We start from the raw sequence: 19,348 nt of genomic DNA on the forward strand, positions 1-19,348 counted from the left end.
AAGGAGATGATATCGGTCCATGAAGGCAAAAGTCGAGAAAATTTACCCATTATCCCCGATGCAAAAAGGAATGCTGTTTCATGCGCTTGAACATCCGTCCGAAGATGCCTATTTTGAACAAACGGTACTCGATATACGCGGGGAGATTCATCCCGAAATTCTGGAGCAAAGCTTCAATCAGTTGCTTGAACGACATGAAATATTGAGAGCGTCTGTTCATACCAAGTTGGAGGAACCCGTTCATGTTGTACTTGCGAAACGGAGCATCGGGTTTACCTTTCAAGATCTGCGAGGCAGGTCAGACGATGAAATTGCTGCCTTGATGCAAGATTTTATGGAGAAGGATCGTGCAAAAGGATTTAATTTGTCCAAGGATAGCCTGCTTCGAATTGCTCTGATTTGTACCGGTGAACAGCACTTCCAGATGATCTGGACGTTTCACCATATGATACTGGACGGTTGGAGCATGGGCATTCTCTTCAACGAATTACTGGATATATATGCTGACAGATCCAATGGCCTACAATCTGAGATGGCAGATACCCGGCCTTATAGCAATTATATGAAGTGGCTCCAGCAGCAGGACCAGGAAAAGGGGCTTGGTTACTGGGATCATTATCTGTCCGGATACAGTGAGAAGACTGGGCTGCCTGCAACAAACCGACCTACAAGTGACATGCCGTTTTCCAGAAACGAGAAGAAAATCGAATTTTCTCAAGCCCTCACTACAAAAATGAAAGAGATGGCGCAGAAACATGCCGTGACACTCCACACCGTCATTCAAGCGATGTGGGGGTTTCTGCTCGCCAAATATAATGATAACGAAGATGCTGTCTTTGGGACCGTTGTATCCGGGAGGGATGCAGCTGTTGATGGCATCGAGAATATGGTTGGTTTGTTTATCAATACCATTCCTACACGGGTCACTTTTTCGGGAGAGCAACCATTTGTGGAGCTTATGAAAAAGATTCAATCGGACGCACTGAGCAGTCAGGCGTATCAATATTTAAGTCTGGCCGAAGTGCAGGCCCGCACTGAACTGAAACATGATCTGCTTGATCATGTCGTTGTGTTTGAGAATTATGCTCTGGATACGAGGAAGATGGCGGAGAGATCCAATCTGGGTTTTGAGATCAACGAGATCACTGGAGAGGAACGAACCAACTATCCGTTTACGATGGCTGCTGGACTTGGGGAGAAATTGACGCTGCTGCTCATTTATGATGAACATGTTTATGAGTCGGCTCTGATGGATCAGATTGAGAAGCATATGAAAGCGATTGTCCATCAAATTACATCAGATGAGAGTATCCAGATCCAGGACATTACGCTGGTTGGGGACGATGAAATTACGATGCTTGAAAGGTTTTCAAATGGGGCTGTGACGGATTATCCCAAATGGAAAACCATATCCCAGCTTTTTGATGAACAAGTCCAGAAGACACCACATGCCACCGCCCTTATCATGGATGAAGCCCATATCACCTACCGTGAATTGCAGGAAAAAGCGGAGCAAATGGCATCCCGGTTATATCAATTTGGGCTACCTGAACATGCGGTGGTAGGAATGCTGGCAGACCGATCGGTAGATATGATCGCGGGCATACTTGGGATTCTGAAAGCAGGGGCAGCTTATCTTCCCATGGACCCGAGCTGGCCGGAAGAAAGAATAAGTCATATGCTTCAGGACAGCAGGGCTGCGATGCTCCTGACATCGCCAGAATGGATCAGCCAGGCACCGCCTGATTTTCCATGGTTACCGCTGAATGTCAACGCTATGGATCAGATGCCTGCGGTCATGGAAATGGCGGCTGCCACACAGGTAATGGAAGTGAAGCATGACAAGGAGAGCCGCATGGATGATCTGGCATACATGATCTATACGTCTGGCTCCACCGGATTACCCAAAGGCGTAATGATCTCTCATGCAAATGTCATTCGGGTTGTATGTGAGACGGACTACATCGATATTTGCCCGGAAGATCGGATATTGCAGCTTTCCAATTATGCGTTTGACGGATCGGTTTTTGATATTTTTGGCGCACTTTTGAACGGAGCCAGTCTGGTTCTGCTCAAACAGGATACGGTTCTGGACACCCAGGCGCTCGCTGAGGTTATCGTGCATGAGAAGGTCACGGTTTCTTTCATGACGACCGCACTGTTTAACCTGCTTGTTGATCGTGAGCCGGAGTGTCTTCGCGGCTTCCGCAAAGTTTTGTTTGGGGGCGAGCGGGCATCCGTAGCCCAGGCCAGGAAAGGACTGGACATTCTCGGCCCGGACCGACTGATTCACGTATACGGACCAACAGAAAGTACGGTATTTGCTACAGCTTATCCCATCCGTTCCATCGATACAGGGGTCACCAACCTTCCCATCGGAAAACCGATTGCCAATACCTCGGTCTGGGTGATGGACCGGTACCATAATCCCGTTCCAGCCGGTATTCCAGGGGAATTATGTATTTCCGGTGATGGTTTAAGTTTGGGATATTTGAATAACAAGGAGCTAACGGAATCCCGATTCGTTCCCCATCCCTTGCTTGAGGGAAAACGGATGTATCGAACAGGGGACCGGGTACGTCGTCTCCGAAACGGAGATATTGAATTTCTTGAACGCCTGGACCATCAGGTGAAATTGCGTGGTTACCGCATCGAGCTTGGCGAAATTGAGCATGTTCTGCTGGAGCATGAAGGCATTCGCGAAGGGATCGTAGTGACGAGAAAAGATAAAGCAAATCAGGATATATTGATTGCCTATCTAAAGGCTGATCCAGAGCTGACTTTAGCCGGGATTCGTACGTATGTATCGGAGCGCCTGCCGGACTACATGGTTCCTTCTTATTTTATCCTGCTCGATGAGCTTCCCTTAACTGGAAATGGGAAGATTGACCGCAGGGCGCTGCCTGAGCCGGCAGATTGCATGGATCACTTGAAGCATGACCAATATGAAGCACCAAGTACGGTGCTGGAAAATCGCATTTGCACGATATGGAAAGAAATTTTGGGAGTGCCCATTGCGGGGGTTCATGATCACTTCTTTGAGTCCGGCGGTCATTCACTTAAAGCGACAGCACTGGCATCACGAATTCACAAAGAGATTCAGGTGATGGTGCCGATTCGACAGCTTTTCCTTGCTCCAACCATCCGAGGAATTGCCAATTACATTAAATCTGCTGCCAAAGAGGATTATCTTTCCATCCAGCCGGCCGAATCAAAGTCCTATTATGCACTCTCTTCTGCTCAGCGCAGACTTCATATGCTTCATCAGATTTCGGATACCGGAACTTCATATAATATGCCTGCAGTGATGAAGGTATCTGGCAGACTAGACGTAATGCGATTTGAAGAGGCATTCCGGCAATTGGTGCAGAGACATGAGTCATTCAGGACGTCCTTTGTCATTGTAGATGGCGAACCCGTCCAACGAATTCATTCAGATGTTCCGTTTGCTGTTGAACATATTGAACGTGGAAACCGATCTCTGGAAGAAACGCTTTCCGATCGAATTCGCCCATTCGAGCTGGACAAGGCCCCGTTAATGCGGATCGAACTCATGAAAATCAGTGAACAGGAACATGTAGTGGTGATGGACATGCATCACATTATCGCAGATGGTGTGTCAACGGGGGTGCTTGTTCAGGAGTTCCGTGAATTGTATGAGGGGAAAACTCTGCCTGAGCTGAAGTTACAGTACAAGGATTATTCGGAGTGGCAGAAGGATTGGTTTAACAGTGAAGGACTCAAGACACAGGAAACCTACTGGCTAAATCGATTCGAGGGAGAAATTCCGGTCCTTCAATTGCCGACAGACTGGCCAAGGCCGCAAGTATATTCTTTTAAAGGAAATCGGGTGCAATTTTCATGTGACGAACAGCTTACACGCGAACTGCATCAATTGGCCAGAGATCATGAAGCGACATTATATATGGTACTGCTGGCTGCTTATACAACTTTACTCTCCAGATATTCAGGACAAGATGACATTGTTGTGGGATCTCCGATTGCGGGGCGTAAACACGCAGATCTCCAGCAGGTGATCGGTATGTTTGTTAATACACTTGCTATGCGCAATTATCCTGTAGCAAAACGGTCCTTTAGTGAGTTCCTTGGAGAAGTGAAGGAAAATGCATTACAGGCTTATGAAAATCAGGATTATCCGCTTGATGAGCTCATCAACAAGCTTCATGTCTCAAGAGACAGAAGCAGAAACGCATTGGTGGATACGATGTTTGTGCTGCAAAATCTGGAGCTTGAGCGTACATCCGGACAACAATGGGGTGATTTACACGTTGAGCCTTATGAGACGGAGCTGCCTATTGCCAAATTTGATCTGACCCTTGCTGCGGTCGAACAGAATGGCCGCCTTGAGTTTGAACTGGAATATTGCAGTGACCTGTTCTCCCTTCAAACGGTTGAAAACATGAGCCAACACTTTATTCAATTATTAAAAGGGATATTAAGCAATCCCCACGGCAAGCTGGGTGAGTATGAAGTTGTATCTGAGGAAGAGAAGCAGATACTACAGCATGTTTATAATGATAACGCCCGCTCTTATCCGCTGCACCAGCGGGTATACGATTGGATTGCGCAATATGCTGTACGGACACCTGATCAGGTTGCGGTTGTCCATGACGGCAGAAGCATGACCTATCATGAACTGAATGAAGCGGCGATTTTGCTTGCAGACCGCCTGCGTCAGCGTGGTGTAACCAGAGAAACGGTCGTTGGTATTATGATGGATCGGTCTGTAGAAATGATTGCGGGCATTCTCGGAATTATGAAATCGGGAGGGGCATATTTACCACTGGACCCATCAACTCCGGTTGAGCGAATCCGGTACATGCTTCGGGATAGCGGAGCAGGACTGGTTGTGACCCAGAGCCATTGGACGGAGCAGCTCCGGGCTGCTGATTCCGAATGTGTGCCATTCATTCTGGATGAGGCAGCATTGAAGGATTGGAATGCTGCAGCATCGCTTCAAATTCCGTCTGTGGCTGATTCGGCAGCGATGACAGCAAGTCCTGACGATTTGGCATATATTATCTACACATCAGGCTCCACGGGTCAGCCAAAGGGGGTACAGGTTGAGCAAAGCGCCTTGACCAACTTCTGTTGTGGATATATAGATGCTTTACAGTTAACAGAGAAAGACCGGGTTGCAAACTATCTTCAAATGACCTTTGACGCTTCTATAAGTGAAATTTTCCCGGCATTGATGTCAGGGGCGACGCTTCATATCATTCCGGCCGATCGGAGACTGGATCTTTCGAGGCTGGATGAGTACGTAAAGGAGCATGGAATAACGGTTGCAACGCTATCTTCCAAGGTATGTGAATCCTTTATTGAACTGCCGAACTCGTCGTTGCGTTTGCTTGTCTCGGGGGGAGAACAGCTCAAACTTCATGCCCTTCCGAATTACAGGCTGATCAACGCTTACGGGCCGACGGAAAATACGGTGGTTACCACTCTGCATGAAGTCCATTCCTTAGAGGCTGTCATTCCCATAGGCAAACCTTTTACGAATACAAGAATTTTTATTTTGAATGATCATCTTCAATTCTGTCCAACAGGCGTGACAGGAGAGATGTACATTGCGGGTCAAAGTTTGGCAAGAGGTTATTTGAATAATCCAGAACTGACAGCTGAGAAATTTGTGGACAACCCGCATGAACCTGGCGGCAAAATGTACCGGACAGGTGATCTGGTGCGCTGGCTGCCTGGTGGCAACCTGCAATTTATGGGGCGTACCGATCAACAGGTGAAAATCCGTGGCTATCGGATTGAGCTTGGCGAGATCGAGCAGCAACTGCTGAAACATCCGGCCATCCGGGAAGCAGCAGTTCTGGCTCATCAGGACTCGCATGGAAATGGGGCGTTATGCGCCTATGTTGTATCCGAAGGCGAGGCAGTGTGGACAGCCGCTACTGTTCGGGACTGGCTGGAAGCGGAGCTGCCGGAATATATGATCCCGGCATATGTCGTGCAGCTGGAGCAGCTGCCGCTGACGTCCCATGGCAAGCTGGACCGCAAGGCGCTGCCGGAGCCGGATCACCATCTGCCTGCCGGACCGGAGACGGAAGCACCGCGCAGCGAGGTGGAGCGCATACTGGTGGACGTGTGGCGTGACGTGCTAAACATGGAGGAGCTGGGTATCAATCACCAGTTCTTTGTCTCCGGGGGAGACTCCATCAAGGCACTCCAGATCGGATCACGTCTGGCTCGGGCAGGACTGCGGATGGAGGTCCGGGATTTGTTTGCCTATCCGAAGATTCGGGATCTTTCCCCGTATGTGAAATGGGATCAGCGGGAGCGCATTGACCAGGAGCCGGTGGAAGGGGAAGTGCAGCTGACTCCGATTCAGCAGTGGTTTTTTGCGAACAATACAGCGGAACGAAACCACTTCACCCAGTCCTTTATGCTGCACCGGGCGGCCGGGTTCAAGCCGGACGTGCTGGAACAGGTGCTGGACCGGCTGCTGGAGCATCATGATGCGCTGCGCATGAGGTATGAGGTGCAAGCAGACGGCAGCATCCGACAATTCAACCGTCCCGTGCCTACCGGGGAGCGGATGTATACCCTGCACCGGTTTGATACACGGGGCTGGGATGAACCGGAGCGTCAGGTCTATGAAGCGGCTACCCGGGTGCAGCAGGCATGCAATCTGGAAGAGGGCAAGCTGGTGCAGGTCGGATGGTTTGAAGCCGAAGATGGTGACCATCTGCTGCTGGCGATTCATCACCTGGTCGTGGACGGGGTATCCTGGCGAATCCTGCTGGAGGATATGGAAGTGCTGTATCAGCAGGCGGAGCGGGGAGAAGAGCTGGATGCGGGGGAGAAGACGGACTCTTACCAGCGCTTTGCGGAAGCTGTGCAGGAGTACGCGAACAGCCCACAGGCTGCGAAGGAGCGAGCCTACTGGAGCAGGCTTGCCGCGGAGGGAGCTGGACTGAACCTGGGAGAACGGGAGGAAGCGGCAGGCCCGGATCGATTCACGGACAGCCAAACCCTGCAAAGCACCCTGAGTGCGGAGGTCACCCGGCAGTTGCTGCGGGAGAGCAACCGGGCATACCAGACGGAGATTAATGATCTGCTGCTCAGTGCGCTGTACCTTGCGGTGCGGAAGCTGACAGGCGAGCTGAAGCTGAAAGTGAACCTGGAAGGCCATGGCCGGGAAGATGTGCTGGAGGGGATCGATGTCAGTCGCACCGTGGGCTGGTTTACAACGCTGTACCCAGTGCTGCTGGAAGGAGAGGCAGAGGACGAACTTTCGACCACGATCAAACGGGTGAAAGAGGGATTGCGGAAGGTACCACATAAAGGCTTCAGCTATGGAGCACTGAAATATGTGGCCCGGATGCCGGAATTGCAGACGGAGCGTCCAGCATCCATTTCGTTTAACTATCTCGGCGAGATGGACGGAGGCATGATTGGGGAAGCCATGTTCAGGGAGTCCCGTTTCTCTACGGGGCAAACGATTGGTGGCAATATCGCCCGAAATAACCCGATTGAACTGAATACCTTCGTATCGGGTGGGAAGTTACATCTCAACGTAACTGCAAACCAAACTGCGGTGGACATGCCGCTTGTAAGCAGGTTTGCAGAGACGTTTTTCGAACGATTAACGGAAATTGTGGACCATTGCTTGTCTCAGCATGAAACGACATATACGCCTTCCGACTATGGTGATCCAAACCTAGGACTGGAGGAGTTAGATCTTATTAAGTCAGCCTGTTCGGGCGTGATCATTGAGCGGATTTATCCGTTAACCAATATGCAGCAAGGCATGCTCTTTCACGCGATGGAGGATGTGTCATCAACTGCGTATTTCCAGCAAACGGTCATGGAGATCCGCGGGGAAGTGAACCCGGATTACTTGCAATCCAGCTTTAACGAGCTCATGAACAGACATGAAGCATTGAGAGCTTCATTCATACATCAAGATTTGGAAGAACCGAGACAGGTCATTATGCAAAACCTCACCATTGAATTTGAACAGCAAGACTGGCGAGGTTTGGAGAAAGATCAGTCAGCAGCGCAATTGAATACTTTTTTACGTCAGGATAAGGCTCGCGGTTTCCGTCTGGATACACAGCCACTCATGCGTGCAGCTCTGTTTCGCACCACTGATCAATCCTACACTCTTGTATGGAGCCATCATCATATTTTGCTGGATGGATGGTGTCTGGGAATTATATTATCCGAGCTGTTCCAGATCTATAAGGCCAAACTTGAGAATAAAGCGCACAATCTGAAGGAGCCGAAACGATATCATCATTACATTGAATGGCTCACTCGTCAGGACAAGGATGAGGCCCAAGCGTATTGGAGACGTTATCTGGAGAATTATGACACACAGTCGAGTGTTCCAGGTTCGCTTCTTACAGAGCATGATGTTCCGTATTTGCGAAAAGAACAGACGATATCTTTGGGACAGGAGTTAACCCGCCAATTAAATGAAATAGGTGCTCGTTATGGTGTGACGTTGAATACCGTCATTCAATGTATCTGGGGTCTGGTGCTCGCCAGATACAATGATACGGAAGACGTCATATTTGGAACCGTAGTCTCTGGCAGAGAAGCGCCAGTTGAAGGCATAGAAGAGATGATCGGATTGTTCATCAATACGATTCCTGTTCGGATTGGTTACCCGCATCAAAAGCATTTTGGCGACGTACTCCAGGCCGTTCAGAAACAAGCTGTTGAAAGTCAGCAATTCAATTATTTGAATTTGGCTGAGGTTCAGGCATTGAGCGACCTCAACAAGGAATTAATGGATCACGTCTTCGTATTTGAGAACTATGCCCTGGATCATGGAGCTGTTCAACAATCCAGCACGGGGGTTGGTTTTGAAATTACCGGACTGCATGCGGAGGAACAGAGCAACTATGGATTCCTGATTTCAGCAACACCTGGTGACAGTCTGACCCTTGTGATTACGTATGATGGTAATAAATATGATTCATCCATCATCGAGCGTATGGATCAACATTTTAGGAGTGTGGCAGAACAAGTTACTTCAGCTGATCATCATCAGCTTGCTGACATTCAGCTTGTGGGCGGTCAAGAGCGTGAGGTTCTCCTGAATTCTTTCAATAACTCTGATGCGGATTACCCGCGAAATATGACCATTCATGAGCTGTTCCAACAGCAAGTTCGACGTACGCCTGATCGAATTGCTGTCCGGGATGAGCATCGTCATATGACGTACACGGAGCTGAATGAGCGTTCCAATCAACTGGCTCGTACGCTGTTTTCTCTTACAGGAGGAACAGAGCAATTCATTGGGATTATGGCGGATCGGTCAGTCGATATGATCGTTGGCATCATGGCAGTGTTAAAAGCGGGAGCTGCATATATACCTGTTGATCCCACCTATCCGGATGACCGTATCAGCTATATGCTGGAGGATTCGGGGATCCACCTGCTGGTGGTTTCTGAAAAAGGAATGGATCGTGGTCTTCACCGTGGTTCATGCGTTGTGCTGGAGGAAGAGGACTCGTATCATGAGGATGCAGGAAATCTGGAGACATCCGTTCAGTCACATGATCTCGCCTATGTCATTTATACCTCAGGTACGACTGGGAATCCGAAGGGAACGCTGATTGAGCATAAAAATGTCGTGCGTTTGTTGATCAATGACCGTAATCGATTTAATTTCAGCGAGAACGATGTATGGACGATGTTCCATTCCTTCTGTTTTGATTTTTCGGTGTGGGAGATGTATGGAGCACTGTTGTACGGCGGTACCTTACTTATCGTTCCACATCTGGTCGCCCAACAGCCTGGAGAATTCCTGCAATTATTAATCCGTGAAAAGGTAACCATTCTGAATCAGACGCCATCTTACTTCTACCGATTGATGCATGAAGAGGCGAAGCTTCCACAGAAGGAATTGTCTTTGCGAAAAGTCATTTTTGGTGGAGAAGCGCTAAGTCCGTCCTTATTGGCAGCATGGCATGAGCGTTATCCATCTACAAAGTTAATTAATATGTACGGCATTACGGAGACTACGGTTCATGTTACCTATAAGGAGATTACCCTGTCTGATATGCAAATGGGCAGAAGTAATATAGGTCAGCCCATCCCTACACTCAGGGCATATATTCTGAACCAGTATCGCCAATTGCAGCCTGTAGGATGTGCAGGTGAGTTATACGTTGCAGGGGAAGGGCTTGCCAGAGGATACCTCAATCGATCCAGTCTTACGGAAGAACGATTTGTCGAAGATCCGTTCTATCCTGGTGAGAAAATGTATCGTTCAGGCGACTTGGCCAGATGGCGTGCAGATGGCAGCATGGAGTACCTGGGTCGAATGGATCATCAAGTTAAAATCCGGGGATATCGAATTGAATTGGGTGAAATTGAACATCAATTGCTTCAGCTTCATATCGTCAAGGATGCATTCGTTGTAGCCAGGGCGGATGAAGAGCATACACAATATATCTGTGCATATATCACCCTGAACGAGGTAGCAGATGATGCGGTTACGCAACAAATCAGACAACAGTTGTCTCTTCAATTGCCGGATTATATGATGCCAGCCTACATTGTGAAGATGGATCAATTGCCACTGACCTCCAACGGGAAAGTGGATCGCAAAGCGCTGCCAGCCCCGGAAGCGGGCGTGTCTGCACTTGGGGGTTATGAAGCTCCGGGTAGCAGGGTGGAAGCGGAATTGCTTGCACTCTGGCATCAGCTGCTAAACAATGACCATATTGGCGTAAGCCACAATTTCTTTGAAGTTGGAGGGCATTCACTGAAAGCTTCGGCTCTCGTTTCTCGTGTCCACAAGGCATTCGGTGTTGCCTTACCATTGAGACAAGTATTTGCAACGCCTACTGTCAGAGCCTTGTCCCAGTGGATTGAGTCTGCTCGTTCCAGCAGCTATGAGACCATAACCAAAGCGGAAACGAAGGAGTTCTACCCGCTCTCCTCCGCACAAAAAAGACTTTTTATTATGCATCAGCTGGAAGATTCGAGCCTGGCCTACAATATGCCTTATGCTATGAAAATATCTGGCAATCTGGATGTACGCCAATTGGAAAGAGCTTTTCAGGGTCTGATCAAGCGTCATGAATCGTTCAGGACTTCTTTCCATATGGTTGATGGACAGCCTGTTCAACGAATTGATCAACAGGTGGAATTCAGGATCACCTCTCGCGAGCTGGGTGAACAGACTTTAGAAGCGTGGCAGGCGGGATTTGTACGTCCGTTCAATCTGACTCAGGCTCCGTTGCTGCGGGTTGAACTTATGCAGATGGGGCCTGCGGAATACAGTCTGATTATGGATATGCATCACATTATTGCGGACGGTGTATCCATGGGCGTCTTGACCAGGGAGCTGAGCGCCCTGTATGAAGGACAAACGCTTGAACCACTACAATTGCAATACAGGGATTATGCCGAGTGGCAAGCACGGTCCAGAACAACGGATGTGATGCAGGCACAGCAGGACTACTGGCTCAGTACCTATAAAGGGGAAGTTCCGCTCCTGGATCTGCCTATCGATTATGCAAGACCGCAACATCGTAATTATGAAGGCGAACTGTTTCCCTTTGAGTTATCTGAGAGTGTGTCGCAGCGGCTGTCTCAATTGGCTCAAACAGAGGGTGTAACCTTATTTATGCTTCTGCTAGCTGGTTATACAACACTGTTACATCGATACACCGGGCAAGAGGATATTATCGTGGGAACGCCGGTAGCAGGCAATTCCCAGCCGGAACTGCAAAATGTAATCGGTTTGTTCATTAATACACTGGCACTTCGGAATCGTCCGGTAGGCACGTTTACGTTCAGGGAATATCTTAACGAGATCAAGGAGAATACACTTCAGGCCTATGAAAACCAGGATTATGCTTTCGATGAACTGGTTGAACAGCTTGCCTTGGCAAGAGATATGAGCCGAAGCGCCTTGTTTGATACGATGCTGGTATTCCAGAATTATGACAGTGAGGAGCTTGCATTGGAGGGTGTGCAGTTCACTTCACTTCCTCCAACCAACATCCGATCCAAATTTGATATCACCTTAACCGCAATGGAGGCTGAGGGCCGGATCAAATGTGTGTTCACGTACTCTACGGAATTGTTTAAGCCTGAAACAATAGAGCGGATGGCAGGCCACTTGGTTGAATTGCTGGATAATATCAGTAACGATGCCGCGTTGAGGCTGCAGGATATTCCATTCATCACCTCAGTAGAAACCCGTTCCATTATGCAGCTATCCTGTGGTCAGTCTGTGCAATACAGAACAGATACAGCCCTGATCGAACTGTTCGAGGAGCAAGTGAGGAGATCATCCGGGCAACGGGCAGTGGTGTCGGGGGAAAACGAGTTATCTTATGAAGAGTTGAATCGCAGAGCTAATCAACTGGCCCGCTCGCTAAGAGCAAGAGGAGCTGCGCCGAATTCGGTTATCGCTGTATGCGTTAGTCCATCTGTGGATTTGATTACAAGCATGCTGGCCGTTCTTAAAACGGGAGCCATCTATTTACCGATTGATCCTGAGCAGACCGTGAACAGGACAAATGTTATTTTGCAAGACAGTCAGGCTATCCTTCTGTTGACGGATCATCCGTTGTCCAAGGGGTTATCTTTCAGTGGCGATGTCTGTCAGGTTAACGACGGCAGTATCGAGCACTTTGACTCCACAGATCTATCTCTGCCGACTTCGCCTGAACAGCAGGTCTATATGATCTATACTTCTGGGTCAACAGGTACTCCGAAAGGGGTTATGGTTCGGAACAGAAATATTGTTAATTACGTTCAATGGTTTATCCGCGAAGCGGGAATCTCAGCGGCAGATCGAACGATGCTGATGTCTTCGAGTGCTTTTGATCTGGGATACACAGGTGTATTTTCATCCCTGCTGCAAGGAGGCGAGCTTCACGTTCCAAGCAAGGAAGACTACACCAATCCGGCCAGAGCATTACAAATGATGGCTCAGCAGCGTATCACATTTATTAAACTGACCCCTTCATTGTTCAATCTGCTGCTCCATGACCCTGCCTTTGCAGAATGGCAGCTTGTGCTGAGGCTTGTTGTGCTTGGCGGGGAGAAGATAAATACAACCGATGTGAAAAAGTATCTTGGGGAGTATCCAAACAGCCGAATTATGAATCATTATGGTCCAACTGAAACGACGATTGGTGTGGTTTTTCATAACCTGTCGTCTGTGAATGTTCGTTCCTTTATAGATCATCCGGTTATTGGCAGACCGATTGATAACACTGTGGTATACGTGCTTGATAAGCATGACCATCTGGTGCCCCAGGGTGTATTTGGTGAAATTTGTGTTTCGGGTGAAGCAGTGTCCAGTGGGTATTTCAATCAGGCAGAAATGACCCGGGAGAAGTTTGTTGAAGATCCATTCCAGCCGGGGCGGATCATGTACAGAACAGGAGATCTTGCCCGTTGGACTCATGATGGTAAGCTGGAACTGGCAGGTCGGAAGGATAATCAGGTGAAAGTGCGTGGTTATCGGATTGAACTGGATGAAATCAAAAAACAAATGCTGCTTCTCGAAGGTGTACGAGAGGCCGTTATCGTACCTGGAGCAAACCAGGAACAGGATACCGTGCTCTGTGCCTACTTCACCGCAAACAGATCGATACCATTGGACGAAATTCGCGTTCATCTGGGTGTCGAATTGCCTGAATATATGATTCCTACGCATTTTATGCAATTGGATACCCTGCCTCTGACCGGCAATGGGAAACTGGATGTACGTGCACTTCCCGAACCGGATGCAAGCATGGGTGGAGAGACGGTCTATGAGGCCGCAAGAAACGAAGCGGAGATCTTGCTCGTTTCAATATGGGAAGAGGTGCTTGGCTTCAAGCCAATCGGCATTAACCATCACTTCTTTGCTTCCGGTGGGGATTCCATCAAAGCCTTGCAAATTATATCCAGACTGTCCAGAGCTGGCAAAAAGCTGACCATGAAAGAACTATTTGCTAATCCACAGATCAAGTTGCTGGGGCGTTATGTTAGAGAAGATTCCCGTGTAGACCGGATGAAGCAGCGTATGAGGGGTCCGATTGATCTTACACCTATCCAGAAGTCTTATTTCTTGCAGCATCAACGTACAGGAATGAACCACTTTAATCAATCCCTGATGTTGTACCGGGAGAAGGGATTCAATCCGGAGACAGTCCGGCAGGTTATGGAAGGGTTAATGATGCATCACGATGTCTTGCGGATGTCCTATCGTGAGGAACAAGGCAAGGTGGTGCAGACCCATCTTGATTATGAAGCAGGTCTTTTCCAACTGGATGTACAGGACATGATTGGTCTTGATGAGCAGGAATTGTTTATCAGGGTGCAGCAGGCAGCCTCCAACATACAGGAATCCATCGAAATTTTCGAGGGACCTCTGGTGCGAGCCGTCATTTTTAGAACCGATCAGGGAGATCATCTGCTCATTGTAATCCATCACATGCTGATTGATGGGGTATCTTGGAAAATTCTGCTGGAAGATTTGGCCATAGGATATCAGCAGCTTCTGGAAGGACAAGATCTTTCTTTTTATCCGGTTACGGATTCTTACCCGTACTATGCCGCTTTCCTGAGCGAATATGCGAAGGGAGGTCGTCTCGCAAAGGAGCGTGCGTATTGGATCAAGGCGGATCAAGAAGAAGCCGGATTTCTTCCTAGGAATGAAGTTCATCTGAGTGAGTACCGATACGGAGACAATCGAATGAGCAGCGTATCGCTGGACCGAGAGAGGACTGCTCAACTTTTGCGAGAGACAAACCAGGCCTACTATACCGAAATTAATGACATTCTGCTGGCTGCTCTAGCTCTCTCCATCAAGGAATGTGCAGGAGCGAATAAAGTTAAGGTAACGATGGAAGGTCACGGTCGCGAGCTTATGGGAGACGAATTGGATATCAGTCGTACGGTTGGCTGGTTTACAAGTAAATATCCGGTATGTATCGATCTCGGGAATGAGGAAGGGCTCGGTACAACCATCAAGGAGGTAAAAGAGCAGCTAAGAAGGGTTCCAGCCAAAGGAATTGGTTACGGAATATTGAAATATATGACTACTGAATTGCCAAAGTTGAAAGAGCAGACACCACTCCTGTTGTTTAATTATTTGGGACAAATGGATCAGGATATCAACAGCGGCCTGTTTCGTTCTTCCTGGTTATCAGCGGGCAATTCGGTTGGCGATGATGTCATTCGTGCCAATCCAATGGAAGTTATTGCATATGTGGCCGAAGGTCAATTGGAGATTAACATCACCTATAACCACAAGTTGTTTGATGAATCCATTGTTGAGAACTTGGCGACAACCTACCAAAAAATGCTCCAGCTGGTCATTGAACATTGTGTGCAGCAGCAGCCCGAAAAAACGCCATCCGATTATGGAGATCCGTATGTAACGCTGCAAAATTTGAAAGTGATTACGCAAAAGTTCGGCCCAGAGCGAATTGAGAAAATATATCCTTTGGCTAACATGCAGCGCGGGATGCTGTACCATGCACTTGAGAATCGCGGAGACAGGGTTTATTTTGAGCAGCTGATCATGAACATCAGAGGTAATCTTGACATTGACCGGTTTCAAGAGAGTCTGAACCTGTTGATGCAGCGTCACGAAATGCTTCGTGCGTCCATTGAATACCAAGTTACAGAAGAGCCGCGGAATATTATTTGTCAAAACCGAGAAGCTGCTTTTGTATACCGGGATCTTCGAGGAGTGCCGGAACAGGACAGAGGTACTCATGTATTGTCAATTGCTAGGGAGGATAAAAGAAAAGGCTTTGATCTTGGCAAAGATACACTGGTTCGATTCGAACTGCTGCAGACCGATAAGGAGCAATACTCGTTAATCTGGAGTAACCATCATATCTTGCTTGATGGCTGGGCAAGAGGCATCATTCTTGCAGAGTTGGTTCAACTCTATGAATGCAAACGTACTGGGAAAAACATTCAGCTCCACGAGCCTGTACCTTACAGTGAATATGTGGAATGGTTGCAGGCGTTGAACAAGGATGAAGCCGTCTCGTACTGGAAGAATTATCTGGGCGGATATGAGAACAAGGTTCAGCTGCCTGCAGGAACTTCTCGTTCATTGAACGAGGGGGCCACTCCACAGGAGCATCAATTCCGCATTTCCAGACAGCTCACGAAACAAATGAATGATCTTGCCAACCGAAACCATGTCACATTTTATACGGTTATGCAGTGTGTCTGGGGAATCATGCTTGCCAAGTACAACGATACTTCGGATGTCGTATTTGGAACGGTGGTATCCGGGAGAGAAGCGCAAGTAAGAGGGATCGAAAACATGGTTGGTTTATTTATCAACACCATTCCTGCACGGATTCAATGGGATGAGGGACATACCTTCAAACAACTGATTGGAGATATGCAGGCCTTATCCATTGAAGGAAGTCAGCATCACCATCTGGGTCTGGCTGAAATTGCATCTTTGAGCAGTCTGAAAAGAGATTTGATCGATCATATCATGGTTTTTGAAAATTACTCGGTGGATTCAAGTCTTGTGGAACAGGGCACGAATGATATTGGGTTTGTCATTGAGGACGTCCATAGTCAGGAACAGACGAATTATGGATTCAATCTGATTGCAATACCTGGTGAAGAGCTAGTAATCAAGTTTGCTTATGATTCGGGCAAATATGATGAAGCTCTGATGAAAGTCATGGAAGACCATATGCTTACGTTGTTGAAACAAATCGTGACAGATGAAAACATGCGGGTCGATGACATACAAATCATGACGAAACAAGAGCAGGTTACCCTGTTGCATCAGTACAACGATACGGCATCAGTCTATCCAAAGAGCAAGACGATGCATCAGTTGGTCAGTGAACAGGCCGCCAAAACCCCTGAACATATTGCCGTAGCGTTGGGCGATGATGTGCTGACTTACAGGCAGCTCGACATAAAATCGAATCAATTGGCAAGACATTTAAAGGCTATCCATGTTGGTCCAGGTTCCATGGTAGGCATTATGGTTGAGCGCTCACCCGAGATGATTGTTGGCATTCTCGCAATTATGAAGGCAGGCGGAGCATATGTGCCCATTGACCCGGAATATCCCGCAGAGCGGATTGCATTGATTCTGGAGGATAGCGGTTCACCGATCCTATTGGAAATGGGAGAAGGCCATACCGGGCCAGGCAGAACATCCGTGGCCATTGATGGAGATTATAGCCATTATTCAGCAGAACCACTGGAGCAGCAAGCTGGGCCGGAGGATGTAGCGTATATGATCTACACCTCAGGATCGACCGGGAAGCCAAAAGGCACAATGATTCCGCACAGCGGTCTGATCAATTATATTTTCTGGGCGAAGGACGTTTATTTACAGAATCAGGAGCTTGATTTTGCCCTGTACTCCTCCTTTGCGTTTGATTTGACGATCACTTCGATCTTTACACCATTGGTTACTGGAAATAAAATAGTGGTATATCCAACCAGTGGAGATGAACCGGTGATCCTGAATGTATTCAGGGATCGGCAAGCAGGCGTAGTTAAATTGACACCATCACATCTGAATCTGATTAAGGATATGGACAATACCCGATCCAGTATCAAGTGCCTGATTGTAGGTGGTGAGGACCTGAAATCGGAATTGGCTCGGGAAGTGTACGAAAGTTTTGGAGGCAAGGTTCAGATCTTTAATGAATATGGGCCAACGGAAACGGTTGTAGGCTGCATGATCCATCCGTACAATCCCGAGACGGACACGAGAATCTCAGTACCTATTGGGAAACCTGCTGCAAATGTGCAGTTATATGTGCTGAATCAACATCAGCAACTGCTTCCGGCTGGTTCACCAGGGGAACTTTACATTGGAGGGGATGGAGTATCCCGAGGATACTTCGGACGTCCGGAACTAACGATGCAGAAGTTTGTACCCAATCCGTTCAAAGAAGGGACTACCTTATACCGGACAGGTGATCTGGTGCAATGGCTGCCAAACGGCGACATGGAATTCCTCGGACGAATCGACCATCAGGTGAAAATTAGGGGATATCGCATTGAGCCGGGAGAAATTGAGTATCGTTTGCTGCAACAACCGGAGGTTAAAGATGTCATTGTGACCCCGCGGAAAGATGATGCTCAGCAGAGCTATCTCTGTGCGTACATCGTGCCTGCGGACCCGAGTAGAGCGATGGACATCGTTCAACTAAAACAGGGCTTGCATGACGAGCTTCCCGCATATATGATCCCTGCATTCTTCATTGTGGTGGATCAGCTCCCGTTGACAGTGAACGGGAAAGTGGACTTGAAGGCATTGCCTGAGCCAGAGGGCAGTGTGACAGCTCAGCAAGCCTACACACCACCTGAAACGGAACTGGAACGCCACATGGCAAATATCTGGGAGGACATTCTTCCCGTAAAGCCAATCAGTATACACGCAAATCTGTTTGAGATGGGTGCAAATTCGTTAAATGTGATGTCTTTTGTATCCCGTTTGTACAGTCTGCTGAATTTTAGAATTCCGTTTAAAGATATTTTTGAGAAACCAACCATTGCTGATCTGGCGAACTTTGTTGAGAAAGCCAAAGATCTCTTGGAGGACTACACCGAAGATTGCATGCAGCTAACCCGGACAAGCGAGAAAAATCGGATGGTTTTCTGTTTTCCTCCCGCTGCTTCGATGGGTATTGCCTACATGACACTTGCTCAGCATCTGGACTCGTTCGGAGTTTACAGCTTTAATTTCATTACTTCAGAAGATCGGATTGCTCGGTACGCCCAAATGATGATTGATGTTCAAAAGGAGGGTCCGTTCACGCTAATGGGTTATTCCTCGGGTGGAGTACTGGCCTTCGATGTCGCCAAGGAGCTTAACCGCAGAGGATATGAAGTGCGTGACCTGATTATACTGGACTCAAAATACCGAATAGAAGTGGAAGAACATCGTCTGACTGAAGAACAGATCAGGCAGGAGATTCAGCAAAAGTTCAACATGAGTCAATATCAAGACCTTGAGAAATTGGCTAATGACTATTTGCTGGAGCTGATTACAAAGTCTTACCTGTATGTTCATGAAGCCATAACCTTTGGTACGATTGATGGTAACATCAGTTATGTGACTTCAGGGCTTTCCGATGCCAATGCTTCAATTGCATTGTGGGCCCAATCCACCACAGGACAATTCCGAGAAGTGAAAGGTTACGGCAAACATATGGAGATGATCGACAAAAACTATCCGGAAATTGTGAAACAGAATGCAACGCTCATCAACGAACTCCTGCTGACAAGTACTAAATAACATTTCAAGGTTGGCGTTTCGTGAGTCAGAAACGCCAACCTTTTTTTTACACATGAGCATTTTGCATAAATCCAAAGAGCGTCTTTCAATCACCAAGAT

1 protein-coding gene is annotated in these 19,348 nt (G+C 47.9%); it reads left to right on the forward strand.

Going from position 1 to position 19,348, the window contains the following annotated elements; all coding sequences use genetic code 11:
• The first annotated feature begins 19 nt into the window (after positions 1-19).
• On the forward strand, positions 20-19,249 hold the full coding sequence (locus PPA03S_RS00030; protein ID WP_062318731.1) for a non-ribosomal peptide synthetase: 19,230 nt from the start codon (positions 20-22) through the stop codon (positions 19,247-19,249).
• Positions 19,250-19,348 lie beyond the last annotated feature (99 nt).

The sequence above is a fragment of the Paenibacillus pabuli NBRC 13638 genome, from assembly GCF_001514495.1.
GTDB lineage: Bacteria > Bacillota > Bacilli > Paenibacillales > Paenibacillaceae > Paenibacillus > Paenibacillus pabuli.

What these genes read in the sequence shown, in the direction of transcription:
- PPA03S_RS00030 (WP_062318731.1), top strand. Translation starts at nt 20, where the DNA reads ATGAAGGCAAAAGTCGAGAAAATTTACCCATTATCCCCGATGCAAAAA.